Origin of the sequence: Cupriavidus alkaliphilus (assembly GCF_900094595.1) — a bacterium.
GTDB classification, from domain to species: domain Bacteria; phylum Pseudomonadota; class Gammaproteobacteria; order Burkholderiales; family Burkholderiaceae; genus Cupriavidus; species Cupriavidus alkaliphilus.
In genome coordinates this window covers 189,679-214,360 of record NZ_FMAD01000003.1, presented here as the reverse complement: position 1 = coordinate 214,360, position 24,682 = coordinate 189,679, and the positions used below count along the sequence as shown (strand labels likewise).

Sequence of the window (24,682 nt, the reverse complement as noted above, 5' to 3'; positions counted from 1 at the left end):
TTCGCACTCAAGCCCCCGCGCAGATAGCGCGGGGGCTTTTTTCTATGGGGCGTAAGCCTCATGACATCGCGACATCAACGCCTGATGGTCGAATTGGACTTCCGGTACTGGCTTGGCGGCATGGTTTCCATCTTGTCCCAGCAACTGCGGAAGGCCTGAACGCTACTGAAGCCGGACTTCGACGAAACTTCTTCCACGGAGAGATTTGAAGCAGTCAACAGCTTCCTCGCGCGCGCCATGCGGAGCGCAAGCTGGTATTGCTTTGGAGTCAATCCCGTCTCTTCCAGAAACACCCGGGAAAGGTGCCTGACGCTGATTGCAAAGCTCTGGGCGAAATGAGGGGCCGAGACGGAAGCCTGCAAATCCTGCGAGATGGCATCCTGGACGGCATGGATCAACGGGTTGCCATGCGAGCGGGATTGGTATTGCGGGTCGAGTCGAGGATCATTGCTGAAGCGCCGGAATGGCACGACATTCTCGCGCGCTACGCGAATGGCGGCCTCATCGCCAAATATCTCCGCCACCAGTCGCAGCGCCATGTCGATACCCGATGCGACGCCCGCGGAAGTCCAGATATTTTCATCACTAACAAAGACCCGGTTGTCGACCACCGAGGCATGCGGCTGCCGTGCGCGAAGCTTCCTGATGAAGGCATGATGCGTGGTGCACAGCCGGCCATCCAGCAGTCCCGCGTCACCCAGCAGGAAGGCGCCGGTGCAGACGGCGGCAATCGTCGTGTCAGTTGCATGACGGCCCGTGAACATTCGGCGCAGCCACGTAGCAGCGTCACGCCAGGCCTGCGATGCCATCAATGCAGCCTGCAGCTTGCTTCCGATCACCACAACCAGGTCCCGACTACCGACGCGCGTAGGCAATGCCTCGATTCGGCCCAGGGCCACGCCCTGGAAGGCCTGCACGGTTGCATCGGGGCCGACGCACTGGACGGAAAGCCGACCGATACCTAGCTCCGAGACCGTAGAGAGGATCTGGAGGGGACCGGCCAGGTCCAGCATGTGCACGCCGGGGAGTACGAGGAGGTAAGCGGATCTCATTTGGCGTCGATTCCGGCTGATGAGCGCTGACTGTCTTTCTCGCTTCGTCAAGCGCTCAGAGCAAGAATTCTACGGCTGATCGGATATGGCCGGATCTTTGCTGACGCTGGCCAGTCATTTGCTGGCTGGCCGCAAGTCACCGGCTTAGGCTTTCAGTCATCAAAAAAACTTGCAGCTTTACCGTGAAAAACGAGGTTCATCTCGAATGGATTTCAGCTCTTGCCGATGCGGAAGCTCATCGCATCGTCGAGCTTGTTGAGGGCACGACTTTGGAAGGCGCGATGCTGGGCTATGCAGAGCGCATGTCGAGCGGCGAGGCAGAAGCATTCATTGGCGAGTTGCGCTATCGAATTGCCAAAGGCGATTCCTTGGCCTTGGTTGGGGTTGCCGGAAGCAAGCTGGTGTTCTTCTGCATGATGACTCGCAGCCCCATGCCGAACTGCCGCCATCGTGCTGAACTGTCCAAAGGAGTCGTTCATCCAGAGTACCGTGGCCAGAACATCATTCCGAACGCTTTCCGGAAAATCGTTCTCAAGGCGGAATCGCTTGGCATCGAGCAACTGATTATCGATGTACGTGAAGGAAGCCGGGCTCATCTGCTATGGCAGCGTTTCGGATTCAAGTCATATGGTGTGCTTGATGACTATGCACGTGTCGGCGGGGAGGCTTATCGCGGGCACTTCCTTGCACAACCGGTCTGCGCGTTGCGAAAGCAGGTCTTCCAGAATGGTTTATAGAAGGAGTCGAATCGGCATGATGAAAAAAGAAAAACTCAAGGAAGAGCTTCGTCAGGTCCTGCATGACAACCTGACTCTTGGTCATCCCATCTTCGCGGCACTCTTTGATCCGAACAAGCCAAATCTGCCTCTGCTGAAGGCCACGGCGCTTCAGGGGTATCAGTTAACGAAGAACTTCCTGCACTACGTCGAGCATCTCTTCTTCTATTGTCCGGTCCCGAAATTCAAGCGCGCGCTATTAATCAATATGTATGAGGAGGAAACAGGGCGTCTCTCCAGAAGCGACAATCATGTCGCTCTCATGCAGGACTTCTTGCGCGCCATTGGCATCAGCGATGTCGAGCGTGATGCCGAGCATCCCCTGCCTGCCACCAGTGCGCTGATCAACTACCGACTGGACGCGGTACGCGATCCTGCGAAGTACCACATCGGTGCCGCGGCGGTCATGATCGCCAGTGAAGGGCAGAATCTGGAAACGAGAGCGGGTGAGGCCCGTCATGAACTATTCGGCAAAGTGTATGGACTGGCCGAGCACGATCTGCGGTTCTTCTCGGTCCATCAAGCTGAAGATGTCGGGCATGTTGAGCAGGGTCTGAATCTCGTCTGCGAGTTGTGCACGACAGCCAGGATGCAGGAAGAGGCGCTATTTGCCGTGGACCATACGTGCAAGCTGTTCTACAGCATGTATGAAAACATATACGTGGAGAATGGCCAGAAGGCGCCGGGCACGATGGCTCTCGGGATCGGACGCTGATATGAACGGACACCAAAATTCCCGCACAATCATCTGGTTGCTGCTCGCCATCGGCTTTGCCGTGATGTTTTCGTCCACCGCGATAAAGGGAATCTACCAGGTCTACTTTGTCCAGCTGTCGGAGCATTACGGCCGCGGACGCGCGCAGTTCGCATGGTCAGGTGGACTGTTCATGCTGGCTACGGGGCTTATGTCCCCTCTGGTGGGCGCGCTGAGCGATCGTGTCGGTCCATTACGGACGTCCGCCATCGGCGCGTTCGGAGCGGGCGTTGCCTTGCTGAGTGTGGCGGTCTGGCATCAGTCGATTGTGTTCTTTAGTCTGGCCTTCGGTGTCGTGGGCGCGTTCGGCCTCGCGGCAATGACCTTCGTGCCCATGGGCATTCTGGTGGATCGTCTTTTTGAAGAGAGAAAGAAGGGCCTGGCGTACGCGGTGGTGACCAATGGCACCGCCATTGGCTTCATCGTACTCTCTCCCATGTGGATATGGTTGCAGCCGCAGGCAAGCTGGATAACCGTATTTGGTGTAGTCGGGGTCGTACTGGCGTTGCCTATAGCGGTTACGCTGTGGTTGGTTTCACGATGGGAACCTTCTTCCGCGGCCAGCCCGAGAATGCCGACACAGTATGCAAGCGCCTGGTCTGTGGTGCAGCATGACGCAGTCTTTTACGTCCTTGCGGCCGGATTCTTCGGTTGTGGCGCGACGATGGCGTTCATCGATGTCCATCTTTTGCCGCACTGGCAGGATCAGGGGGTGCCGAGGTTCGAAATGGCTTTTGCCATGAGCGTCCTTGGGGTGCTTGAGCTGCTGAGCGGGATCGTATCAGGAATGCTTGCCATGCGATTCGACAAGCACCGGCTGCTTGCGCTCTTCTATGCGATGCGGTCGCTGTCGATGCTGCTTCTCCTTGCACCTTGGCTAGGCATCCTGCCATTTGCAATACTCTTCGGCGCAAGCTATCTGGGCACGGTTGTCCTGACATCCATGTTCTGCTTCGAGCGTTATGGCAGCCAGGTCAAGGGTAAAGTGTTTGGTCTGCTTTTTCTTGTTCACCAGCTCGGTGCGTTCTTGACTGTGCAACTTGGAGCCTGGTCCTTTGAATCCAGCCGCAGCTACGTGTACACCATCATGGCGCTCGCTTTGCTCACGTTGATCTCCGCCATGTGTTCATGGTTCGGTCTGCGTGGTCGCGGAACATTGTCCACCAGTTCCGACGGGGCGATACGACCGGCCGGACCGAATTTCGATACCAATGGCTGACCAAAGTCAGACGACCATGAATCCTTCCATGACACAGGCGGTACGAGTCGCTCAGTTTCAGGACTTTTCCGAATGCTTCTGCGAGCCGATCGCGTTGACGTCCGCATATGTGTTCGAATCGGCAGCAGACGCGGCAACAAGATTCAGCGGCGCATCCAGCGGCAACGTGTACTCTCGTTTCACTAATCCGACCGTCCGGGCATTTGAACGGCGTCTGGCGGCATTGGAAGGGGCTGAAGACGCGGTGGCGTTCTCGTCAGGAATGGCGGCGATCGCCGCCATCGCCCACGCGAGACTCGGGGCCGGAGAAAATGTGGTTTGTTCGCGAGATGTATTTGGCACAACGCTGACGGCCTTTCAGCACTACTTCGCAAAATTCGGGGTCGATGTTCGCATCGTCGATCTGACGGATCTGCCGCAATGGTGTGCCGCGATTGACGACAGGACCAGTCTTGCGTTCCTTGAAACGCCGTCCAATCCACTGCAGCAGGTTGCGGACATCCGGGGAGTCGCAGGAATCGTCCACGCTCATGGCGGCTTGCTGGCAGTCGACAATACGATGCTCACGCCGATTTTGCAGCAACCTCTACTCCTTGGCGCTGATATGGTCGTACATTCCGCCGGCAAGTACATCGACGGACAAGGTCGTTGTGTTGCGGGTGTTGTAGCCGGCTCGACTGTTCTGATGGAGGAAATGCGTGCGGTGACCCGGACACTGGGGCCAACGCTGAGCGCCATGAATGCATGGTTATTGTTGAAAGGCCTCGAGACGCTCGAGCTTCGTGTTGAGGCGATTGCACGCAGTACGCAGAAGCTCGCGAGCTGGCTGAAATGCCGGCGCGATATCGGCGCTGTGTACTACAGTGGACTCCAGTGCCATCCCCAGCGTACTTTGGTCGAGCGTCAACAGTGCGGCGCTGGCGGTGTCCTGAGTTTTGAGGTTGGCAACTCGCGCGAGAGCGCCTGGGCTTTTATCGATGCCCTTCGCCTGATCTCGATCGCGACGAATGTTGGCGATACACGCTCGATGGTGACACATCCCGCAACGACAACGCATGGAAGGTTGACGTCAGAGGAAAGAAGCCGAGCTGGTATCCGTGAGAGTCTGGTACGCCTGTCGGTGGGGCTTGAGAGCGTTGATGACCTGCAGGCGGATATCGATCGCGCGTTATGTGCCCTCGAGTCTTCTCGCGCCGCATTCAGCAAAACGTACGACACGGGCACTGGGCATATTCCTGACAAGCCATGATGGTTCAGATCATCGTCGTCGCCTTTCTGCTTGCGGGCGTAAGCATGATTGTGTTGATGCTTGACGCGTCGACGCTCGCGACGGACGTATCGATGCGAATCGCATGGGCGTGTCTGGCGATCCTCGCCAGCGTCCTGCTTGCCATGGGTCCGAACCCATTGGCGCATGCGCGAGTGGATGGCGTCCTATTCGGCTGGCGTTGCGGTGGCTAGCGGCTTCGTCATATGGGCATCCCAGTGCGTGTAAGCCGGTCTGTGCCATGCAATTTTTTCACGCCGCGGAGCCTCCGGTGTAGTCGCCAGTCGCGACGTTACGGCCTATCGGCCGAGTGGCACACTTTTCGCGTTACAAAAGGGTTGAGTTTCCGTACAAGGCGCTGCGCCGACGCAGCCCGATCCCCCAGGAGCCCTTTATGAACGACAAGCCTTTCCTTACAGACGTCAAGACCCTGCGTGAGCGTGCCCGCCAGCACATCGACGAAGGTGCGGTGACCGCGGGCTACGCTGCGGACCGTGACACCGTGCTGAAGTTGCTGAACGACGCGCTGGCCACCGAACTGGTCTGCGTGCTGCGCTACCGTCGCCATTACTTCATGGCCAAGGGCCCGAACTCGAAGAGCGTGGCTGATGAATTCCTGGCGCATTCCAACGAAGAACAAGGCCATGCCGACCAGATCGCCGAACGCATCGTCCAGTTGGGCGGCGAGCCTGACTTTGCGCCGGACGGCCTGACCAGCCGCTCGCATGCGGAATATGTGGCCGGCACCTCGCTGACCGACATGATCAAGGAAGACCTGGTGGCCGAGCGCATTGCCATCGACAGCTACCGCGAGATCATCCAGTTTTTGGGCGAGCGCGACCCGACTTCGCGCCGGCTGATGGAATCGATCCTGGCGGTGGAAGAGGAGCATGCCGACGAGATGGCCGACCTGTTGAGCCGGCAGGGCGGCGGCTGATGCGATTGCCGCGCACTTGATATTGGTCAAGCCGCGGCCGCGGCCGGCCCGATAAGATCTGCCCTGTCATGGAGATGCGGGGGCGCTCTTCATGACTTGTCTACCCGTTTCCAGAATGGAAACTTCGCCCGCACCGGTTTGCCGGTGCGGGCGTTTTCTTTTGGGCGTGCTGTTTGCGCCACCTGTGCCCTGGGTTTACCGGGCCGGTGAGTATCCCGTCCCGGGCATGCCCATATTTCCGCCGGATCTTATGCAGAAAACGGCGAAGGATCGGCGAAACCCTTCGTTCCGTTCGCATTGCCCCGTCGGTAGTCTTGCTCCTGACACCAGCCCGCCCGCCAGGCGGGCCACGCAAACAGGCGCAAGGCGCCATTCACGACACTGACGGGAGCAACACAAGATGATTCGCAAACTGGCCATCGGCCTGGCTGTGCTGGCAGCAATCGGCGCGGCGCAGACCGCGAGCGCTGCCAACCTGCTGAACGTTTCCTACGATCCGACGCGCGAGCTGTATGTCGATGTCAACGCCGCCTTCGCCAAGGCCTGGAAGGCCCAAGGTGGCGACGCCGTGAACGTGCGCCAGTCGCACGGCGGCTCGGGCAAGCAGGCGCGCTCGGTGATCGACGGGCTCGACGCCGACGTGGTCACGCTGGCGCTGGGCTACGACATCGACGCCATCGCCGAAAAGGGCCTGATCAAGCCGGACTGGCAGAAGCGCCTGCCGCACAACGCCTCGCCGTACACCTCCACCATCGTGTTCCTGGTGCGCAAAGGCAATCCCAAGGGCATCAAGGACTGGGGCGACCTGGTCAAGCCCGGCGTGCAGGTGATCACCCCCAATCCCAAGACCTCTGGCGGCGCGCGCTGGAACTACCTGGCGGCATGGGGCTATGCGCTGCGCCAGCCGGGCGGCAACGATGCCAAGGCGCGCGACTTCGTCGGCGAACTGCTCAAGCATGTGCCGGTGCTGGATTCGGGCGCGCGCGGCGCCACCACCACCTTTGTCGAACGCGGCCTGGGCGATGTGCTGATCGCGTGGGAGAACGAAGCCATCCTGGCGATCAAGGAGCTGGGCCCGGACAAGTTCGACATCGTCGCGCCGTCGGTGTCGATCCTGGCCGAGCCGCCGGTGGCGGTGGTCGACAAGGTGGTCGACAAGAAGGGCACGCGCAAGGCGGCCGAGGCCTACCTGCAGTTCCTCTACACCGATGAAGGGCAGGAGATCGCGGCGAAGAATTACTACCGCCCCATCTCGCAGAAGGTCGCGGCCAAGTATGCCGCCAATTTCCCGAAGGTGAAGTTGTTCACCATCGACGAGGTGTTCGGCGGCTGGCAGAAGGCGCAGAAGACTCACTTCGCCGACGGCGGCTCGTTCGACCAGATCTACCTGCCCGGCAAGAAATAAGACCCCCGGACCGGCGCGCCGGGCCGCGTGGGGCGGCCGCGGCGTCGACCGGTCCATCCGAACAAGGAAGCCCGATGTCCATCCTGACGCTCTCCGGCAGCCCGTCGGCCCAGTCCCGCTCCGGTCTCGTGCTGGCGCACCTGCGCACGGCGCTCGAGGCTGCCGGCGAACGCACCCGCCATCTCGAGCTGCGCGAGCTTCCCGCCGGCCCGCTGCTGGCCGCGCGCGCCGACGACCCCGCCATCGATGCCGCCACCCGTGCCGTGGCCGAGGCGCAGGTGGTGGTACTGGCCACGCCGGTCTACAAGGCCGCCTACAGCGGCCTGCTCAAAGCCTTCCTGGACATGCTGCCGCAGACCGGGCTGCGCGACAAGATCGTGCTGCCGATCGCCACGGGTGGCAGCCTGGCGCATGCGCTGGCGATCGACTACGCGCTGCGGCCGGTGCTGGCCGCACTCGGCTCGCGCCAGATCCTGCCCGGCATCTTTGCCGTGGACCAGCAGATCGAAGCGGTCGATGCCGCCGGCGCGCGCCGGGGGCGCTTCGATGCCGCGCTGGCGGCGCGGCTGGACGAAGGCGTCCTGCGCGTGCGCGATGCGTTGGCGCATGCCCGCATCGAGGTGCCTCTCGACGTGGTGCCCGGCGCCTATGTCCGCCGCGCCGCCGCAATCGCGGCGGCCGGGCGATGTTCCGCCTGAACTGATGGCCTGACCGTAGTGGCGCCGGCCAGCCCGGCGCAACGGCAGCGACACCATGCCAACCCGCCACGCGGGGCCGGCAGGGCGGCGTGCTGCCGCAACCATCCCGGACATCGATCCGGCCCGCAGCATATCGGCGCGGGCCACGGAGGACCTCACATGACAACGACCAACCCGTTGCGCGCGGCAAGCCGGCGCCGCCGACTCATTACCGCAGCGCTGGTGCTTGCCGCTGGCCTGGCCTACGGGATTCTGCCCGGCCAAGCCGAAGCACAATCGAACCACATCGATCCCAAGGTGCTGCGCATCGGCTACCAGAAGTACGGCACGCTGACGCTGCTGAAGGCGCGCGGCACGCTGGAGAAACGCCTGACGGCGCAAGGCATCAGCGTCAGGTGGACGGAATTTCCGGCGGGGCCGCAATTGCTCGAGGGGCTCAATGTGGGCGCCATCGACTTCGGCACCGTCGGCGAGGCGCCGCCGATCTTCGCGCAGGCAGCGGGAGCGCAGCTGGTCTATGTCGGCAACGAGCCGCCGGCGCCGGTGGCCGAGGCCATCGTCGTGCCCAGGGGCTCGACGCTGCGCTCGGTGGCAGACCTGCGCGGCAAGCGCGTGGCGCTGAACAAGGGCTCGAACGTGCATTACCTGCTGGTGCGCCAGCTGGAACAGGCCGGCATTCCCTACAGCGAGATCCAGCCGGTCTACCTGCCGCCGGCCGATGCGCGCGCCGCCTTCGAGCGGGGCGCGGTCGATGCGTGGGTGATCTGGGACCCGTTCCTCGCCGCCGCCGAGAAGCAGCTGGGCGCGCGCGTGCTGGCCGACGGCCGCGGCGCGGATGGCAAGAACGTGGTCAGCAACCACCAGTTCTACCTGGCCTCACGCCCCTATGCCCGGGCCCGGCCGGAAATCGTCGGCCTGATCCTGGAGGAACTGGCGACGCTCGGCACCTGGGCGCAACAGCATCCGAAGGAGGCCACCACGGTGCTGGCCGGTGAAACCGGGCTGCCGGCCGATGTGCTCGCGCTGGCGGTGTCGCGCTTCTCGTACGGCGCGCGCCCGGTCAGCGCCGAGGTGCTGGCCGAGCAGCAACGCATAGCCGATGCCTTTCATGCGCTGAAGCTGATTCCCCGGCCGGTCAAGGTCGCCGATGCACGCTGGACCGCGCCGCAGCAGCAGGCCAGGCGCTAACCCGCCAGCCAAGAAGAACAGGAGCACGACATGCAAGTATTCTGGTTCATCCCTACCCATGGCGACAGCCGCTACCTGGGCACTTCCGAAGGCGCGCGCGCGGTCGGTTTCGATTACCTCAGGCAGGTCGCGGTGGCCGCCGACACGCTCGGCTATGAAGGCGTGCTGATCCCGACGGGCCGTTCGTGCGAAGACCCGTGGGTGGTCGCATCGGCGCTGGCCGCGGTGACGCAGCGCCTGAAATTCCTGGTGGCGGTCCGCCCCGGACTGATGGCGCCGACCCTGGCCGCGCGCATGGCCGCGACCTTCGACCGCGTTTCCAACGGCCGCTTGCTGATCAACCTCGTCACCGGCGGCGATCGCGCCGAGCTGGAGGGCGATGGCCTGTTCCTCGACCACGCCGAACGCTACGAGGCCTCGGCCGAATTCCTGCGGATCTGGCGCCAGGTGCTGGCCGCCAGCCATGACGGCGACAAGGTCGACTACGAGGGCAGCCACCTGAGCGTGAAGGGCGCCACCGTGCTCTACCCGCCGCTGCAGCGGCCGTATCCGCCGGTGTATTTCGGCGGTTCGTCGGCGCCGGCGCATGCGCTGGCCGGCGAGCAGGTCGATACCTACCTGACCTGGGGCGAGCCGCCCGCGGCGGTGGCGCAGAAGCTGGACGACGTGCGCCGCCACGCCGCGCGCCACGGCCGCACGGTGAAGTCCGGCATCCGGCTGCATGTGATCGTGCGCGAAACCGATGCCGCGGCGTGGTCCGCGGCCGAGGACCTGATCAGCCGGCTGGATGACGAGACCGTGGCGCGCGCGCAGGCCGTGTTCGCCAACATGGATTCCGAGGGCCAGCGCCGCATGGCCGCGCTGCATGCTGGCGGCACGCGCCGCACGCGCGAGGCGCTGGAGATCAGCCCCAACCTGTGGGCCGGGGTCGGCCTGGTGCGCGGCGGCGCCGGCACCGCGCTGGTGGGCGACCCGCATACCGTCGCCGAGCGCCTGCGCGAATACGCCGCGCTGGGCATCGACACCTTCGTGCTGTCCGGCTATCCGCACCTCGAAGAGGCCTACCGTTTCGCCGAACTGGTGTTCCCGCTGCTGCCGCGCGCGGTGCGCGCGAAGTTCGACACGCTGCCTGGCAAGGTGCTGTCCGGCCCGTTCGGTGAAGTCATGGCAACCGGCCTCGTGCCGCGCGCCGCGCAAAGCTGAGGAGACAACCATGACTGCTCCGCTGATACCGCCGGCGCGCCAGGCGCCGCAGGCATTGTGGCGCGCCGCGGCGCCGTGGATCGTGCCGGTGCTGCTGATCGTCGCGTGGCAGCTGGCGTCGCAGCACGGCTGGCTGTCCAGCCGCGTGTTGCCGGCCCCGCTGGCCGTGGTGCAGGCGGCGTGGGAACTGGCGCGCTCGGGCGAGCTGTGGCGGCACGTCGGCGTCAGCACCTGGCGCGCGCTGCTGGGGTTTGCCATCGGCGGCGGGCTGGGCCTGCTGCTGGGGCTGCTGACCGGCACCTTCCGCAGCGCCGCCACGCTGCTCGACAGCACGCTGCAGATGGTGCGCAACATTCCCGCGCTGGCGCTGATCCCGCTGGTGATCCTGTGGTTCGGCATCGACGAGAGCGCCAAGCTGTTCCTGGTCTCGCTGGGCGTGTTTTTCCCGGTGTACCTGAATACCTACCACGGCATCCGCTCGGTCGATGCGGGGCTGGTGGAGATGGCGCGCAGCTACGGGCTGTCCGGCTGGCAGCTGTATCGCGAGGTGATCCTGCCCGGCGCGCTGCCGGGGATCCTGGTGGGCGTGCGCTTTGCGCTGGGTCTGATGTGGGTGGTGCTGATCGTCGCGGAAACCATCTCCGCGCAATCGGGCATCGGCTACATGACCATGAACGCGCGCGAGTTCCTGCAAACCGACGTGGTGCTGGTCGGCATCCTGCTCTATGCGCTGCTGGGCAAGCTGGCCGACTGGCTCTCGCGCGGGCTGGAGCGCTACTGGCTGCGCTGGCACCCGGGCTACGCCGCGGCCTGAGCGGCGCGGCAACCAATCAAGGCAAGGAGAGCGAGATGCAGATGTATCCGGTGGAACAGGCGGCCCTGGCCGAACTGGAAGCGGGCCTGGCGCGGCGCGAGGCGTCCGCTGTGCCAGACCAGGCGCGCGCGGTGCCCGCCAAGGCGGCGGGCGGCGTGGCGCTGCGCGTGAACCAGGTAGTCAAGCGCTACGACGGCCGCACGGTGCTGCACGACGTGGCGCTCGAGGTCGCGCCGGGCGAGTTCCTCGCCATCGTCGGGCGCAGCGGCTGCGGCAAGAGCACCCTGCTGCGGCTGGTGGCCGGGCTGGAAGCGGCCGACGGCGGCAGCATCGCCATCGATGGCGATGCCGCTGCCACGGGCCGCGCGCGGCCGGCGGACGTGCGTGTGATGTTCCAGGACGCGCGGCTGCTGCCGTGGAAGCGCGTGCTGGACAACGTGGCGCTGGGCCTGCCGCGCGCACGCCGCGCCGCAGCGGCGCAGGTGCTGGCGCAGGTGGGGCTGGCCGACCGCGCGCAGGCGTGGCCGGCCCGGCTGTCCGGTGGCCAGCGCCAGCGCGTGGCGCTGGCGCGCGCGCTGGTGCATCACCCGCAGTTGCTGCTGCTCGACGAACCGCTGGGCGCGCTCGATGCGCTGACGCGCATCGAAATGCAGGCGCTGATCGAATCGCTGTGGCGCCGGCTGGGCTTCACCGCGCTGCTGGTCACGCACGATGTTGCCGAAGCGGTGGCGCTGGCTGACCGCATCGTGCTGATCGAGGACGGCCGCATCGCCATGGATACGCGCGTGGCGCTGGCGCGTCCGCGCGAACGCGGAACCGCGGGCTTTGCGCAACTGGAGGCCGAGGTGCTGCAGCGGGTGATGCGGCCGTCGCCACCGGCGGCCGGGCCGGCCGGTGCGCAGGCTGCCGTGCCTGCCGCGGCCGCGCCGCTGAATGTGAGCTGGGCGGCCTGACGGCAGCGCGCCCGGCCAGGCTTGCGCCGTGGTGCCGCCCGGCGCATATCGACAGTCCTGAATCTTCATACGCCGGTGCCCGCCGAGCTCCTATCATGAGCAGGCAGGCGGCTGCTGGCGTCGCGCTTGCCCTTACCAATCAGACCGCCGGCCCCGAGCGGCCCGGTCAACCCAAGGATCACCATGCCAGGCGTGCATGAACCCACGGGCGCAGCGTCTGCGCTCCAACGCTATCTCGAATCGCTGCCGCGCCAGCCGCTGGCGGACCGGCAGCTGTGGCGCGATGCGCGCGGGCAGGTGCAGGGCCAGTTCTTCAACTGCTCGCTGACCAGCGCGTTCGAGCCGCTGGTGACGCTCGCGGACCGGCAGGTGGTGGCGCATGAAGGGGCCATCCATACCTATGCCGAGGACGGCGTCGGCCTGGCGGCATGGAAGCTGTTTGCGATGGCGGCGGACGATCACACGCTGGTGTCGCTGGACCGGCTCTCGCGCCTGCTGCATGCCATCAACTACTTTGCCGCGGACGGCGAGCACAAGCTGGTGCTGAACGTGCACAACCGCCTGCTGGCCGCGGTGGCCGACGACCACGGCGCGGCCTTCCGGCGCGCGCTGCAGTCGCTGGGGTTGCCGCTGGAGCGCTTCGTGATCCAGGTGCCGGCCAGCGCCAATGATGACCTCGGGCTGCTGCTGCATGTGGTCGGCAACTACCGGCGCAATGGCTTCGCGGTGAGCCTGCAGGCGTCGGATCCGGCGGAGGCGGGTGCGCTGATGGCGCATGCGCTGCCGGACTGGCTCAAGCTGGACATGCGCCGCACCTGGACCGACCGCCAGCTGTCGGGCCTGCGCGCCAGCGCGGCCAGCGCCGGCGTCACGCTGATCGGGCGGCGCCTGCAGGACGCCGAGAGCATCGAGCGCCTGCAGGCCGCCGGCATCGGGCTGGGGCAGGGCGCCTTTGCCGGCGGGCTGGTGAGCGCTGCCGGGCTGCGCGCGGTGGAGGGTGCGGCCACGCACGCCGCGACACCGCGTGCGCTAAGCGAGGAGCCGGCATGACGCAATCGGACAGGACCGCGTCGGGCCGCGCCATGCGGCCGGAAATTCCGCGCCATCTGCAGGTGCTGACGGTGCCCGGCTTGCACGGCAGCGGCCCGGCGCACTGGCAGAGCCGCTGGGAGCAGCAGTTTCCGGACTGGCAGCGGATCGAGCAGCACGACTGGTCGCGCCCGAGCCTGCCGCTGTGGGCCGAGCGCGTTTCAGAAGGGGTGATGCGGGCCCGGCGCGTGGCCGCGCGCGGCGCCGTGCTGGTGGCGCACAGCTTTGGTTGCCTGGCGACGCTGCGCCAGGCGGCGCTGGACCCGGTCGGCATCGCCGGCGCCTTGCTGGTGGCACCGGCGGATCCGGACAAGTTCGGCGTGGCGGCCTTGCTGCCCACCTATCGGCTGCCGTTCCCGACCATTCTCGCGGCCAGCCGCAACGACCCGTGGATGCCGCAGCGCACCGCGTTCTCGTGGGGCACGCTGTGGGGCAGCGAACTGGTCGACGTGGGCCATCTTGGCCATATCAATGCCGATTCGGGACTAGGCGAGTGGCCCGAAGGGCTCGCGCTGCTCGATACGCTGGTGCAGCGCATCGGCCAGGCCGGCGATACCGGCACACAAAGTGCGTCAGACACCCCTTGGGAGGCCGGGGTCGAGGTCGCCACGACGGTTCCTTATATCTAAAGCGTCTAAGAAAATTCATAAAGATTCGTTCTTTTTATAAAGGCGGCTCTGCAGAATCTGTCTCGTAGGCCGGCGTAACATGCGCCGGCGTCATAAAGAACGGCGTGCCGGACCGGGCCACCAGGCCCTGGCAGCGCACCGCTCACAGACGAGACGACATGCCTCCATCCATTTCCCTGGCGGACACGCCGCCGCCAGCCGCGCCCCGCGCGCCCGGGTCCGGTGCCGCGCCCGCGCCGCGCCAGCCGTCCACGCAGCGCTTCACCGTGCTGCCGGGCTTCGGCCTGTCGCTCGGGTTCACACTGTTCTACCTGACGCTGATCGTGCTGGTGCCGCTGTCGGCCACCTTCCTGAAGGCGTTCACGATGACGTGGGACGCGTTCTGGACCGCGATCACGGCGCCGCGCGTGGTGGCATCGCTGCAGCTGAGCTTCGGCGCGTCGCTGATCGCCGCCATCGTCAATACGGTGTTCGGACTGATCGTGGCGTGGGTGCTGGTGCGCTACCGCTTTGTCGGCAAGCGCCTGATCGATGCGCTGGTCGACCTGCCGTTCGCGTTGCCGACCGCGGTGGCGGGCATCGCGCTGACCGCGCTGTTCGCCGGCAATGGCTGGATCGGCCGCTACCTGGAGCCGCTCGGCATCAAGGTCGCGTTCACGCCGCTGGGGGTGGTGGTGGCGCTGACCTTTATCGGCCTGCCGTTCGTGGTGCGCACGGTGCAGCCGGTGCTGGAAGACGTCGAGCAGGAACTGGAAGAGGCCGCCGCCAGCCTCGGCGCCAACCGGCTGCAAACCTTCCGCCGCGTGATCCTGCCGGCGATCCTGCCGGCGCTGCTGACCGGGTTTGCGCTGTCGTTCGCGCGCGCCACCGGCGAGTACGGCTCGGTGGTGTTTATCTCGGGCAACATGCCGATGGTGTCCGAGATCGCGCCGCTGATGATCTATTCCAAGCTGGAGCAGTACGACTACGCCGGCGCGACCGCGGTGGCGGTGGTGATGCTGGTGATCTCGTTCGGGCTGCTGCTGCTGATCAACCTGCTGCAGGCCTGGACGCGCCGCCACCAGTCGGGTGCGCGCGCGGCGCTGGCACCGGAAGCGCCCGCCACGGGCAAGGAGTTCTGAGATGGCCGGAGCAATCTCGGGACGCCTCGGCGGGCAGGGCAGCGCCAGGATCCATCACCGCTTCGATGCAACGGGCGAGGCTTCATGGGTACGGTACACGCTGATCGCGGTGGCGGTGCTGTTCCTGACGCTGTTCCTGTTCGTGCCGCTGGCGTCGGTGTTCTACGAAGCCTTGCGCAAGGGCGTGCAGACCTACTGGGAAGCGCTGGTCGAGCCCGACGCGCTGGCCGCGATCCAGCTTACGCTGACGGTGGCGGCGATCGCGGTGCCGCTGAACGTGGTGTTCGGGGTGGCGGCGGCGTGGGCCATCGCCAAGTTCGACTTCCGCGGCAAGAACCTGCTGATCACGCTGATCGACCTGCCGTTCTCGGTGTCGCCGGTGATCTCCGGCCTGGTCTATGTGCTGCTGTTCGGCGCGCAGGGCTGGCTGGGCCCGTGGCTGGAAGCGCACGACATCAAGATCATGTTCGCGGTGCCGGGCATTGTGCTGGCCACCATCTTCGTGACCTTCCCCTTCGTCGCGCGCGAGCTGATCCCGCTGATGCAGGCGCAGGGCAGCGAAGAAGAAGAGGCCGCGATCGTGCTGGGCGCGTCGGGCTGGCAGACCTTCCGCCATATCACGCTGCCCAATATCCGCTGGGGCCTGCTGTACGGCGTGATCCTGTGCAATGCGCGCGCGATGGGCGAGTTCGGCGCGGTGTCGGTGGTGTCGGGCCATATCCGCGGGCTGACCAACACCATGCCGCTGCACGTGGAGATCCTCTACAACGAATACAACTTCGCGGCCGCGTTCGCGGTGGCGTCGCTGCTGACCCTGCTGGCGCTCGTCACGCTGGGCATCAAGACGCTGGTGGAATGGCGCGCCCGCAAGGAAACCGAAGAGGCCGCGCCGGAGCGGCCGCTGGCAAGCCTGCCGGCTTCAGTGCAAGGACAAGCATCATGAGCATCCAGGTCAAGAACGTAGAGAAGCGCTTTGGCGATTTCGTCGCGCTGGACAATGTTTCGCTCGATTTCGACGAGGGCGAACTGACCGCGCTGCTGGGACCGTCCGGCTGCGGCAAGACCACGCTGCTGCGCATCATCGCCGGGCTGGAGCGCGCCGACGCCGGCCAGATCGTGCTGGCCGGGCGCGATGCCTCGGACCAGCACGTGCGCCAGCGCCAGGTGGGCTTCGTGTTCCAGCATTACGCGCTGTTCAAGCATATGAGCGTGTTCGAGAACGTGGCCTTCGGCCTGCGCGTGAAGCCGCGCGCCGAGCGCCCGAACGAGGCGCAGATCCGCGAGAAGGTGCATGCGCTGCTCGACCTGGTCCAGCTCGACTGGCTGGCCGACCGCTACCCTTCGCAGCTCTCTGGCGGGCAGCGCCAGCGGATCGCACTGGCGCGCGCGCTGGCGGTGGAGCCGCGCGTGCTGCTGCTCGACGAACCGTTCGGCGCGCTCGATGCCAAGGTGCGCAAGGAACTGCGCCGCTGGCTGCGGCGCCTGCACGACGAGCTGCATGTGACCAGCGTGTTCGTCACGCACGACCAGGAAGAAGCGCTGGAAGTGGCCGACCAGGTGGTGCTGATGAACCGCGGCCGTGTCGAGCAGTACGGCTCGCCCGAGGCGGTCTACAACCATCCGGCCACGCCCTTCGTGTTCGGCTTCCTCGGCAACGTGAACCTGTTCCACGGCCGGCTCGAAGTGGGCGAGAGCGGTGGCCTGCTGCATACCGGCGAGGCGGTGCTGCCGGTGATCGGCAGCGGCCACGAGACCGCCGGCGACGCGGTCGCCTATGTCCGTCCGCACGACCTGGACCTGGAGCGCTATGCGCCCGGCGCCGACGGCATTGCCGTGACGCTGCGCCGCGCGCTGACGCTGGGCCCGGTGGCGCAGCTCGAACTCGAGCGCGAAGACAACCAGGACGTGATCGAGGTGGCGCTGCCGCTCGAGCGCTTCCGCCACGCGGGCTTCCGCGAGGGCGAGCTGCTCGCCGTCCGACCGCGCCAGCTGCGTGTCTTTACGCAGGCCAGCGGCACCGCCCCCACAAAACAAGAGGCCACGCGATGAACTTCCAGCAACTCCGATCGATCCGCGAGGCGGTGCGCCGCCAGTTCAACCTGACCGAGGTCGCCAACGCGCTCTATACCTCGCAGCCCGGCGTGTCGCGCCAGATCCGCGAGCTGGAGGAAGAGCTGGGGGTGGAGATCTTCGAGCGCTACGGCAAGCGCCTGACCGGGCTGACCGAACCCGGCCGCGAGATCGTGCGCATCGTCGAGCGCCTGCTGCTCGAGGCCGAGAACCTGCGCCAGGCCGGCGACGAATACGCCGGCCGCCACACCGGCCGGCTCACCGTCGCCACCACCCACACCCAGGCGCGCTACGCCCTGCCGCGCGTGGTGCAGGCGTTCCGCCGCGAATACCCGCATGTGACGCTGGCACTGCAGGAGGCGTCGCCCACGCATATCGTCGAGCTGCTGCTGACCGGGCAGGCCGATATCGGCATCGCCACCGAGGCGCTGGCGACCGAGGCCGGGCTGACCTCGTTCGAGGCCTACAGCTGGCAGCACGTGCTGGTGGTGTCGCCGGAACATCCGCTTACGCGCCTGCCGGAACCGACGCTCGAAGACGTGGCGGGCTTCCAGCTCATTACCTACGACGCCGGCTTCACCGGCCGCCGCAAGATCGACAGCGCCTTTGCCGAGGCCGGGCTGCAACCCGAGATCGTGCTGACGGCGCTGGACGCGGACGTGATCAAGACCTATGCCGAACTTGACCTCGGCGTCGGCATCATCGCGTCGATGGCCTATGACGAACGCAAGGACTCCGGGCTGGTACGGATCTCGGCAGACCACCTGTTCGCGCCCAACACCACCAGCGTGGCGGTGCGCCGCGGCGCCTACCTGCGCGGCTATGCGCACGCCTTTATCAACATGTTCGCGCCACACCTGTCGCGCGACACCGTGAGCAGCGCGCTGTCCGAGCAGGACCGCCAGGCGCTGGCCGCCTGATCCGGCGCGCGGCGCTGACAGCACCCGCGGGGGCCGGCGGTTACGCCGTCCGCACCCGCCCGGTGCCGTTCGCACCCCGTGCCGGCCGTTCGTCGCAACACACTTTCTTCCACCCCCGCCTCGGGGTACATTCCCTGCACGTGCCCGCGCTGGCATTCCGGCCAGTGCCGCACGTGTACCGCAGCGCAGCAAAGTTTGCGCGCGGCCGCCGGCCGGCAAGGGCCGGGCAAGGGAGAGAGAGACGATCATGCGCGACGACGAACCGCTGCTGCGCTGGCAGTGGCGCGGCTATGCCCGCAACCACCAGAATCCCCGCAACCTGCTGCTGCATATCGTGGCCGTGCCGATGTTCATGGCCGGCACCGTGCTGGGCCTCTATGGCCTGCTGCGCCTGAACCTGCCGGCGATCGCGCTGGGGCTGGTGTGCATGGGCATGTCGATGGCGCTGCAAGGCCGTGGCCACCGGCTGGAGGCCCATGCGCCCGAGCCGTTTGCCGGACCGGCCGACATCGCCGGCCGCATCCTGGCCGAGCAGTGGATCACCTTTCCGCGCTATGTGCTGTCCGGGCAATGGTGGCGTGCGCTGGCGGGCCGCGGCGCTGTGCCGGCGCCTGCGCCCGCGCGTTCTGGGGACGCAACCGGGCAGGGTGGCTGACGCACCCCATGTCGCCGTCACATCACCCGCTGTATTGCGCATGGCGAAAGCCGCGCTAACATGAACGCCATGGACCGCTGCTTCACACACGCCTGCACCGCCGCCATCCCGTCCCGCCTGAATATCCTCGGGCGCGACCTGCTGTTCGTGCTGTGCATGAACTCGGTGATCGCCATCAGCCTGAACTACGGCTTCCAGACCGGCGGCACGCTCTGGCATAACTTCGTCTACAGCCAGCTGATCGGGCTGTCGATCTGGGTGCTGATCGACATCCCGCGCGTGGTGATCTGGTGGAACGATCGGCCGCGCCGCTGGCCCTTCCTGCTGCTCGCCGCGGCGGCCGTGCCCGCCGGCGTGGTGTTTGGCAGCTGGGCCACGCGCGTGGTGCTGGACCTGCCGCCCAAGTCGGCCGACGAGGCCGGCGGCATGCTGCGCATGTGCCTGGTGGTGGGCATGCTGGCGGCCGCGTCGATGATCTACTTCTACTGGTCGCGCGAGAAGCTGGCGTCGCTGGAGCGGCAGGCGGCGCTGGACGCGCTGCAGCGCGAAGAGGCCGAAAAGCAGCTGGTGCGCGCGCAGCTGATGGCGCTGCAGGCACAGATCGAGCCGCACTTCCTGTTCAACTCGCTGGCCAACCTCGACGGGCTGATCGCCACCGATCCGCCGGCGGCGCGGCAGCTGCTGCAGCGGCTGATCGGCTTCCTGCGCATGTCGCTGGCGCATACCCGCGCCGAGCAATGCACGCTGCGGCAGGAGTTCGAGCTGCTGCGCAGCTACCTCGAGATCCAGGCCATGCGCTTCGGCCAGCGGCTCTCGTATGACATCGACCTGCCGCGCGAACTGGCGAAGGTCGAGATTCCGCCGATGCTGATCCAGCCGCTGGTGGAAAACGCGGTCACGCACGGCATCGAACCCTGCATGATCGGCGGCCATATCCGGCTGTCGGCGCGCGCGGCCGGCGACAACGCGGTGCAGGTGGTGATCGCCGATACCGGGGTCGGTTTCGGCCATGCCTCGGGCAAGGGCTCGGGACTGGGCATCACCCATGTGCGCGAGCGGCTGGCGCGTATCTTCGGCGCGGCGGCGAGCATGCAGATGGAAGAGAACACGCCGCGCGGCGTGGTGGTGCGGCTGACCTTGCCACTGGAGCGCCCGGCCGAGGCGCCCACCGTGACCCAGACCGTCACCGCCATGCCGGAGGGCATGCCGGTATCCGCCCCGGCCATGCCACGGCTCTGACGCGCATCGCTGTCGGTTCACCTGAAAAGAACAAGCGCTGCGGTTTTCGCCGGTGCCGGTGGGCCTGCAGCGCCACGAAGCTGCCAACGCCAACGCCCCCACGCCCCCAATGACACCCACCCTGCTGATTGCCGACGACGAAGCGCTGCTTGCCCGCGTGCTGGAATCCGAACTGGCGGCCCTGTGGCCCGAGGCGCGGGTCGTGTCCGTGGTCCACGACGGCGTGGCCGCGCTGGCGGCGGCGCGCGAGCACCAGCCGCGCGTGGCCTTCCTCGATATCCGCATGCCGGGCATGAGTGGCATGGACGTGGCGCGCGAGCTGATCGAATTCGATGCCCCGCCGCTGGTGGTGTTCGTCACCGCCTACGACCAGTTTGCGCTGGAGGCCTTCGAGCGCGCCGCGGTGGACTACGTGCTCAAGCCGGTGCAGCGCGAACGGCTGGAGGCGACCGTGCAGCGCCTGAAGGACCGGCTGGCCGCGCCCGCGGAAGCGGGAGACGGCGACGACGAAGCCGCGGTGGCCGAGACCGACCGGCTCGGCCAGTTGCTGGCGCGCCTGGAGTCGCTGGAGAATGCCACGCCGGGCGCGGCCGGCGCGCCGCAGCGCCAGTACCTGCGCTTTATCAAGGCGCTGGTGGGGCAGGAGGTGCGCATCATCCCGGTCGATGAGGTGATCTACCTGGAAGCCACCGACAAGTACGTCAACGTGGTCTCCGGCGCCGGCGAGGCGCTGATCCGCACCAGCCTGCGCGAGCTGACCCAGCAGCTCGATCCCGAGCGCTTCTGGCAGGTGCACCGCGGCACCGTGGTCAACATCAGCTGCGTCGCCAGTGCGGTCAACCAGTCGCTGGGCCGGCTGTCGCTGCGGCTGCGCGACCGGCCGGAACTGCTGCCGGTGGCGCGCCAGTACGCGCACCTGTTCAAGCAGATGTGACGGCGCGGGTGGGGCAGACCGGCCGGCGCGGAGGCGTCGTGGCCGCCACCTGCCAGCAGCCAACAGGGGTTTTCCTCTATGATGCGGGCTTCGGCCCGTATTTTTTTGCGCGCCGCCCAGCCCACCGCATCGCCCCTCCGACTGCCAGCGCCATGCCCACCGCCGCCCTCGAACCCACGCCCAATTCCCTTCGCCACGACGCCCAGGTGATCGGGCTGGTGGGGCTGGCGCATGGCGTCTCGCACTTCTACCACCTGTTGCTGGCGCCGCTGTTCCCGTGGATCAAGGCCGAGTTCGGGCTCAGCTATGCCGAACTGGGCCTGCTGATGACCGTGTTCTTCGCGGTCTCGGCGGTGGTGCAGACCGCGTCGGGCTTCGTGGTGGACCGCTTCGGCGCGCGGCCGGTGCTGTTCGGCGGACTGGCCTGCCTGGGCGCGGCGGCCTTGCTGCTGTCGGCCAGCGGCGGCTATGCCGGGCTGCTGTTCGGCGCGGCGGTGGCGGGCCTGGGCAATGGGGTGTTCCATCCGGCCGACTTCACGCTGCTGAACAAGCATGTGTCGCAACCGCGGCTGGGCCATGCGTTCTCGGTGCACGGCATTTCCGGCAACCTGGGATGGGCCGCGGCGCCGCTGTTCCTGGTGGCGATCGCCAACCTGGCCAGCTGGCGCGTGGCGCTGGCGGCGGCCTCGGCGGTGGCCTTGATCGTGCTGGCGGTGCTGGTGGCGCTGCGCCACGTGCTGGACCCGCGCGAAGTGCAGGGCGCCGTGGGCCGGCCCGCCGCCCGGGCCGCGGCAGGGGGCGCCAGCGTGCTGGGCTTCCTGCGCCTGCCGCAGGTGTGGGTGTGCTGGGGCTTCTTCCTGCTGACGACGTTCTCCGCCGCCGGCATCCAGAGCTTTGCGCCCACCGCGCTGACCTACCTCTACGGCATGCCGTTCACGCTGGCCACCGCGTCGTACACCGTCTATATGCTGTGCAGCGCCGGGGGCATGATCGTCGGCGGCTTTGCCGCCAGCCGCACCAGCAACCATGACCGGCTGATCGCGGTCAGCTTCACCGTGTCGGGGCTGGTCGCGGTGCTGGTGGGGCTGAACCTGGTGCCGGCGCTGCTGGTGCCGGTGCTGATGGGCGTGATCGGCTTTGGCGCCGGCACCGCCGGGCCGTCGCGCGACCTGCTGGTGCGCGCGGCAGCGCCTGCCGGCGCCACCGGGCGCGTCTACGGCGTGGTCTATTCGGGGCTGGATATCGGCCTGGCCTGCGGCCCGCTGTTCTTCGGCGCGCTGATGGACGCCAGGCTGCCGGCCTGGGTCTTCTTTATGATCGGCGGCTTCCAGCTGCTGTCGATCTTCACCGCGGTGACCGTGGGCAATGGCAACCGCTCGCGCAGCCAGGCCGCGGCACGGGCGGAGGCTGCCTAGCGCAGCCCGCCAGCCCGCCCGCCGCAATCCGAATCCGCTTGCCTGAGGAACGTTTCCATGCCAATGACGCCGGCCAACGCCACCCAGCCTGAAGACACCGATCGCGGCGCGCCGCTGCCGGGCGGCCATATCCTGGTCGATGCGCTGCTGGCGCACGGGGCCGAGCTGGCCTTCGGCGTGCCGGGCGAGAGCTACCTGGCGGTGCTCGACGGCTTCCACCGCCGCCGCGACCGGCTGCGCTTCATCGTCTGCCGCCAGGAGGGCGGAGCCGCGGTGATGGCCGAAGCCTACGGCAAGCTGACCGGCCGCCCCGGGCTGGCGTTCTGCACGCGCGGGCCGGGCGCCACCAATGCCAGCATCGGCGTGCATACCGCGTTCCAGGATTCGACCCCGATGATCCTGTTCATCGGCCAGGTCGGCACCGATTTCATGGACCGCGAGGCCTTCCAGGAAATCGACTACCGCCGCATGTTCGGCCAGATGGCCAAGTGGGTCGCGCAGATCGACCGGGTCGAGCGCATCCCCGAATACATCGCGCGCGCCTACCAGACTGCCACCTCGGGCCGTCCCGGTCCGGTGGTGCTGGCGCTGCCCGAAGACATGCTGGCTCAATCCGCCGCGGTGCCGCAGTTGCAGGCCTATCAGCGCGTCATGGCCTGGCCCGGCGAAGCCGAGCTGACGCGGCTGGCCGAAATGCTCCAGGCCGCCGAGCGCCCGTTCGTGCTGGCCGGCGGCAGCGGCTGGACTCCGCAGGCCTGCGCCGACCTGCAGGCCTTTGCCGAGCGCTTCAGGCTGCCGGTGGGCTGCGCCTTCCGCGGACAGGACCTGTTCGACAACCGCCATCCCAACTACGCCGGCGATGTCGGCATCGGCATCAATCCCGCGCTGGCCGAGCGTATCCGCAAGGCCGACCTGGTGCTCGCGATCGGCCCGCGCCTGGGCGAGATGACCACCGGCGGCTATGCGCTGATCGCGGCGCCGCGGCCGGCCCAGAAGCTGGTCCATGTGCATGCCGGCGCCGAAGAGCTGGGCAGCGTGTACCAGGCCGATTTGATGATCCAGGCCGCGATGCCGGCCATCGCCGCGCGCCTGGCCGGCCTGCCGGCGCCGGCCGCGCCACGCTGGCAAGCCTGGACCGAAGCCGCCCATGCCGATTACGAACGCTACCTGCAACCGCCGCCGTTCACGGGGCAGGGCGTCGACATGGCCGAAGTCATCCGCACGCTGGACCAGCTGCTGCCGGCCGACGCGGTGGTGACCAACGGCGCCGGCAACTATGCCGGCTGGCTGCACCGCTATTTCCACTATCGCCCGTTCACCAGTGGCGGCCGCGGCCAACTGGCGCCGACCAGCGGGGCGATGGGCTACGGCGTGCCGGCGGCAGTGGGTGCCAAGATCGCCTTCCCGCAGCGTACCGTGGTGGCGCTGGCAGGCGACGGCTGCTTCCTGATGAATGGCCAGGAACTTGCTACGTCGATGCAATACCAGGCCCCGGTGATCATCATCGTCGTCAACAACAGCATGTACGGCACCATCCGCATGCACCAGGAACGCGAATACCCGACGCACGTGTCCGGCACCGAGCTGCGCAATCCCGACTTTGCCGCGCTGGCGCGCGCCTATGGGGCACGCGGCGCCACCGTGACCACCACCGAGGCCTTCGCGCCGGCCTTGCGCGAGGCACTGGCCGCGCCGGTGTCGACGCTGATCGAAATCCAGGTGGACCCGGACGTGATCACGCCGCGCACCACGCTGAGCGCGATCCGGGCGCAGGCGCTGGCCAGCCAGAAGCCGTGACGCGGCACCCACCAGACCGCATTCTTTCTTACCGACCAGGAGACCCGAGATGAAGCCCGTCACCACCGACTTGTGCGACGCGCATGAAGACCGCCTTGCCGACGGCACGCTGCGCGTGATGGCGCCGGTGTTCCGCGCCTTCGGCAAGCAGCCCGCGTTTGCCGGTCCGGCCGCGACGCTCAAGGTGTTCGAAGACAACTCGCTGGTGCGCGCCACGCTGGAATCGCCGGGCCGCGGGCGCGTGCTGGTGGTCGACGGCGGCGGCTCGCTGCGCTGCGCGCTGGTGGGCGGCAACCTGGGCTTGCTGGCCGAGAAGAACGGCTGGGTCGGCATCGTCGTCAACGGCTGCATCCGCGACACCGCCGAGCTGGACGTGTGCGACATCGGCATCCGCGCGCTGGCCGCGCACCCGCAGAAGAGCCAGAAGCGCAACGTGGGCGAGAGCGAGGTCACGGTGCAGATGCCGGGCGCGGTGGTGCGTCCGGGCAACTGGATCTACGTCGATGTCGACGGGATCCTGGTCGCCGACGAACAGCTGGAGCGCTGA

General features: G+C 66.9%; 25 protein-coding genes. 24 read left to right on the top strand and 1 reads right to left on the bottom strand.

The window, feature by feature from the left end; translation table 11 throughout:
- Positions 1-74: 74 nt before the first annotated feature.
- Complete coding sequence (locus tag GA0116996_RS07615) at positions 75-1,052, bottom strand: GlxA family transcriptional regulator (protein ID WP_092308935.1); 978 nt, start codon at positions 1,050-1,052, stop codon at positions 75-77.
- Positions 1,053-1,234: 182 nt separating this feature from the next.
- On the opposite strand from GA0116996_RS07615, the gene GA0116996_RS07610 reads away from it, so the two are divergent.
- The 24 genes from GA0116996_RS07610 (at position 1,235) to rraA (ending at position 24,682) form a co-directional block, all read left to right on the top strand.
- Positions 1,235-1,789, top strand: coding sequence for a GNAT family N-acetyltransferase (locus GA0116996_RS07610; RefSeq protein WP_141693719.1), 555 nt, complete (start codon positions 1,235-1,237; stop codon positions 1,787-1,789).
- 16 nt (positions 1,790-1,805) lie between these two features.
- Complete coding sequence (locus GA0116996_RS07605) at positions 1,806-2,543, top strand: iron-containing redox enzyme family protein (RefSeq protein ID WP_092308929.1); 738 nt, start codon at positions 1,806-1,808, stop codon at positions 2,541-2,543.
- 1 nt (position 2,544) lies between these two features.
- Entirely contained in the window at positions 2,545-3,801 is a 1,257-nt protein-coding gene (locus GA0116996_RS07600) for an MFS transporter (protein WP_092308926.1), read from the top strand.
- Positions 3,802-3,817: 16 nt separating this feature from the next.
- Positions 3,818-5,050, top strand: coding sequence for an O-succinylhomoserine sulfhydrylase (locus GA0116996_RS07595; RefSeq protein ID WP_092309781.1), 1,233 nt, complete (start codon positions 3,818-3,820; stop codon positions 5,048-5,050).
- Positions 5,047-5,262 carry a hypothetical protein gene (locus GA0116996_RS07590; protein WP_092308923.1) on the top strand — a complete coding sequence of 72 codons (216 nt, stop codon included), beginning with the start codon at positions 5,047-5,049 and terminating at the stop codon, positions 5,260-5,262. Before GA0116996_RS07595 ends, GA0116996_RS07590 begins: the two co-directional genes overlap by 4 nt.
- Positions 5,263-5,462: 200 nt before the next feature.
- Positions 5,463-6,005: a ferritin-like domain-containing protein gene (locus GA0116996_RS07585; RefSeq protein ID WP_092308920.1), complete on the top strand. Its 543-nt coding sequence runs from the start codon at positions 5,463-5,465 to the stop codon at positions 6,003-6,005.
- 400 nt (positions 6,006-6,405) lie between these two features.
- On the top strand, positions 6,406-7,410 hold the full coding sequence (locus tag GA0116996_RS07580; protein WP_092308917.1) for a sulfate ABC transporter substrate-binding protein: 1,005 nt from the start codon (positions 6,406-6,408) through the stop codon (positions 7,408-7,410).
- Between the two features lie 74 nt (positions 7,411-7,484).
- Positions 7,485-8,108 carry an NADPH-dependent FMN reductase gene (ssuE, locus tag GA0116996_RS07575; RefSeq protein ID WP_092308914.1) on the top strand — a complete coding sequence of 208 codons (624 nt, stop codon included), beginning with the start codon at positions 7,485-7,487 and terminating at the stop codon, positions 8,106-8,108.
- Positions 8,109-8,267: 159 nt separating this feature from the next.
- Entirely contained in the window at positions 8,268-9,296 is a 1,029-nt protein-coding gene (locus tag GA0116996_RS07570) for a sulfonate ABC transporter substrate-binding protein (protein ID WP_092308911.1), read from the top strand.
- A 30-nt stretch (positions 9,297-9,326) separates the two neighbouring features.
- Positions 9,327-10,499 carry an FMNH2-dependent alkanesulfonate monooxygenase gene (ssuD, locus tag GA0116996_RS07565; protein WP_092308908.1) on the top strand — a complete coding sequence of 391 codons (1,173 nt, stop codon included), beginning with the start codon at positions 9,327-9,329 and terminating at the stop codon, positions 10,497-10,499.
- A 10-nt stretch (positions 10,500-10,509) separates the two neighbouring features.
- On the top strand, positions 10,510-11,313 hold the full coding sequence (gene ssuC, locus GA0116996_RS07560; protein WP_092308905.1) for an aliphatic sulfonate ABC transporter permease SsuC: 804 nt from the start codon (positions 10,510-10,512) through the stop codon (positions 11,311-11,313).
- A gap of 35 nt (positions 11,314-11,348) precedes the next feature.
- The gene (locus tag GA0116996_RS07555; protein ID WP_092308902.1) at positions 11,349-12,266 is read left to right on the top strand and encodes an ATP-binding cassette domain-containing protein; all 918 of its coding nucleotides are present in this window, start codon (positions 11,349-11,351) and stop codon (positions 12,264-12,266) included.
- 183 nt (positions 12,267-12,449) lie between these two features.
- Positions 12,450-13,316, top strand: a complete 867-nt coding sequence (locus tag GA0116996_RS07550) for an EAL domain-containing protein (RefSeq protein ID WP_092308899.1) — start codon at positions 12,450-12,452, stop codon at positions 13,314-13,316.
- Positions 13,313-13,984, top strand: coding sequence for an RBBP9/YdeN family alpha/beta hydrolase (locus GA0116996_RS07545; protein ID WP_092308896.1), 672 nt, complete (start codon positions 13,313-13,315; stop codon positions 13,982-13,984). Before GA0116996_RS07550 ends, GA0116996_RS07545 begins: the two co-directional genes overlap by 4 nt.
- A 158-nt stretch (positions 13,985-14,142) precedes the next feature.
- Positions 14,143-15,105 carry a sulfate ABC transporter permease subunit CysT gene (gene cysT, locus GA0116996_RS07540; protein ID WP_092308893.1) on the top strand — a complete coding sequence of 321 codons (963 nt, stop codon included), beginning with the start codon at positions 14,143-14,145 and terminating at the stop codon, positions 15,103-15,105.
- A 1-nt stretch (position 15,106) separates the two neighbouring features.
- The gene (gene cysW, locus GA0116996_RS07535) at positions 15,107-16,048 is read left to right on the top strand and encodes a sulfate ABC transporter permease subunit CysW (protein WP_092308891.1); all 942 of its coding nucleotides are present in this window, start codon (positions 15,107-15,109) and stop codon (positions 16,046-16,048) included.
- Positions 16,045-17,154: a sulfate/molybdate ABC transporter ATP-binding protein gene (locus GA0116996_RS07530; protein WP_092308888.1), complete on the top strand. Its 1,110-nt coding sequence runs from the start codon at positions 16,045-16,047 to the stop codon at positions 17,152-17,154. Before cysW ends, GA0116996_RS07530 begins: the two co-directional genes overlap by 4 nt.
- Positions 17,151-18,095: a CysB family HTH-type transcriptional regulator gene (locus tag GA0116996_RS07525; RefSeq protein WP_092308885.1), complete on the top strand. Its 945-nt coding sequence runs from the start codon at positions 17,151-17,153 to the stop codon at positions 18,093-18,095. The genes GA0116996_RS07530 and GA0116996_RS07525 overlap by 4 nt, the downstream gene beginning before the upstream one ends.
- Positions 18,096-18,342: 247 nt before the next feature.
- Positions 18,343-18,750, top strand: a complete 408-nt coding sequence (locus tag GA0116996_RS07520) for a DUF962 domain-containing protein (protein ID WP_092308882.1) — start codon at positions 18,343-18,345, stop codon at positions 18,748-18,750.
- A gap of 60 nt (positions 18,751-18,810) precedes the next feature.
- Positions 18,811-19,989 carry a sensor histidine kinase gene (locus GA0116996_RS07515; protein ID WP_092308880.1) on the top strand — a complete coding sequence of 393 codons (1,179 nt, stop codon included), beginning with the start codon at positions 18,811-18,813 and terminating at the stop codon, positions 19,987-19,989.
- Positions 19,990-20,098: 109 nt separating this feature from the next.
- On the top strand, positions 20,099-20,923 hold the full coding sequence (locus tag GA0116996_RS07510; RefSeq protein ID WP_092309778.1) for a LytR/AlgR family response regulator transcription factor: 825 nt from the start codon (positions 20,099-20,101) through the stop codon (positions 20,921-20,923).
- A 152-nt stretch (positions 20,924-21,075) separates the two neighbouring features.
- The gene (locus GA0116996_RS07505; protein ID WP_092308878.1) at positions 21,076-22,338 is read left to right on the top strand and encodes an MFS transporter; all 1,263 of its coding nucleotides are present in this window, start codon (positions 21,076-21,078) and stop codon (positions 22,336-22,338) included.
- Positions 22,339-22,395: 57 nt separating this feature from the next.
- On the top strand, positions 22,396-24,135 hold the full coding sequence (locus GA0116996_RS07500; RefSeq protein ID WP_425248308.1) for a thiamine pyrophosphate-binding protein: 1,740 nt from the start codon (positions 22,396-22,398) through the stop codon (positions 24,133-24,135).
- Positions 24,136-24,184: 49 nt separating this feature from the next.
- Positions 24,185-24,682: a ribonuclease E activity regulator RraA gene (gene rraA, locus GA0116996_RS07495; RefSeq protein ID WP_092308872.1), complete on the top strand. Its 498-nt coding sequence runs from the start codon at positions 24,185-24,187 to the stop codon at positions 24,680-24,682.

Excerpts from the sequence above, each read along its gene's own strand:
- GA0116996_RS07615 (WP_092308935.1), bottom strand. The coding sequence starts at position 1,052 with ATGAGATCCGCTTACCTCCTCGTACTCCCCGGCGTGCACATGCTGGAC.
- GA0116996_RS07605 (WP_092308929.1), top strand. The coding sequence starts at position 1,806 with ATGATGAAAAAAGAAAAACTCAAGGAAGAGCTTCGTCAGGTCCTGCAT.
- GA0116996_RS07600 (WP_092308926.1), top strand. The coding sequence starts at position 2,545 with ATGAACGGACACCAAAATTCCCGCACAATCATCTGGTTGCTGCTCGCC.
- GA0116996_RS07595 (WP_092309781.1), top strand. The coding sequence starts at position 3,818 with ATGAATCCTTCCATGACACAGGCGGTACGAGTCGCTCAGTTTCAGGAC.
- GA0116996_RS07590 (WP_092308923.1), top strand. The coding sequence starts at position 5,047 with ATGATGGTTCAGATCATCGTCGTCGCCTTTCTGCTTGCGGGCGTAAGC.
- GA0116996_RS07585 (WP_092308920.1), top strand. The coding sequence starts at position 5,463 with ATGAACGACAAGCCTTTCCTTACAGACGTCAAGACCCTGCGTGAGCGT.
- GA0116996_RS07580 (WP_092308917.1), top strand. The coding sequence starts at position 6,406 with ATGATTCGCAAACTGGCCATCGGCCTGGCTGTGCTGGCAGCAATCGGC.
- ssuE (WP_092308914.1), top strand. The coding sequence starts at position 7,485 with ATGTCCATCCTGACGCTCTCCGGCAGCCCGTCGGCCCAGTCCCGCTCC.
- GA0116996_RS07570 (WP_092308911.1), top strand. The coding sequence starts at position 8,268 with ATGACAACGACCAACCCGTTGCGCGCGGCAAGCCGGCGCCGCCGACTC.
- ssuD (WP_092308908.1), top strand. The coding sequence starts at position 9,327 with ATGCAAGTATTCTGGTTCATCCCTACCCATGGCGACAGCCGCTACCTG.
- ssuC (WP_092308905.1), top strand. The coding sequence starts at position 10,510 with ATGACTGCTCCGCTGATACCGCCGGCGCGCCAGGCGCCGCAGGCATTG.
- GA0116996_RS07555 (WP_092308902.1), top strand. The coding sequence starts at position 11,349 with ATGCAGATGTATCCGGTGGAACAGGCGGCCCTGGCCGAACTGGAAGCG.
- GA0116996_RS07550 (WP_092308899.1), top strand. The coding sequence starts at position 12,450 with ATGCCAGGCGTGCATGAACCCACGGGCGCAGCGTCTGCGCTCCAACGC.
- GA0116996_RS07545 (WP_092308896.1), top strand. The coding sequence starts at position 13,313 with ATGACGCAATCGGACAGGACCGCGTCGGGCCGCGCCATGCGGCCGGAA.
- cysT (WP_092308893.1), top strand. The coding sequence starts at position 14,143 with ATGCCTCCATCCATTTCCCTGGCGGACACGCCGCCGCCAGCCGCGCCC.
- cysW (WP_092308891.1), top strand. The coding sequence starts at position 15,107 with ATGGCCGGAGCAATCTCGGGACGCCTCGGCGGGCAGGGCAGCGCCAGG.
- GA0116996_RS07530 (WP_092308888.1), top strand. The coding sequence starts at position 16,045 with ATGAGCATCCAGGTCAAGAACGTAGAGAAGCGCTTTGGCGATTTCGTC.
- GA0116996_RS07525 (WP_092308885.1), top strand. The coding sequence starts at position 17,151 with ATGAACTTCCAGCAACTCCGATCGATCCGCGAGGCGGTGCGCCGCCAG.
- GA0116996_RS07520 (WP_092308882.1), top strand. The coding sequence starts at position 18,343 with ATGCGCGACGACGAACCGCTGCTGCGCTGGCAGTGGCGCGGCTATGCC.
- GA0116996_RS07515 (WP_092308880.1), top strand. The coding sequence starts at position 18,811 with ATGAACGCCATGGACCGCTGCTTCACACACGCCTGCACCGCCGCCATC.
- GA0116996_RS07510 (WP_092309778.1), top strand. The coding sequence starts at position 20,099 with ATGACACCCACCCTGCTGATTGCCGACGACGAAGCGCTGCTTGCCCGC.
- GA0116996_RS07505 (WP_092308878.1), top strand. The coding sequence starts at position 21,076 with ATGCCCACCGCCGCCCTCGAACCCACGCCCAATTCCCTTCGCCACGAC.
- GA0116996_RS07500 (WP_425248308.1), top strand. The coding sequence starts at position 22,396 with ATGCCAATGACGCCGGCCAACGCCACCCAGCCTGAAGACACCGATCGC.
- rraA (WP_092308872.1), top strand. The coding sequence starts at position 24,185 with ATGAAGCCCGTCACCACCGACTTGTGCGACGCGCATGAAGACCGCCTT.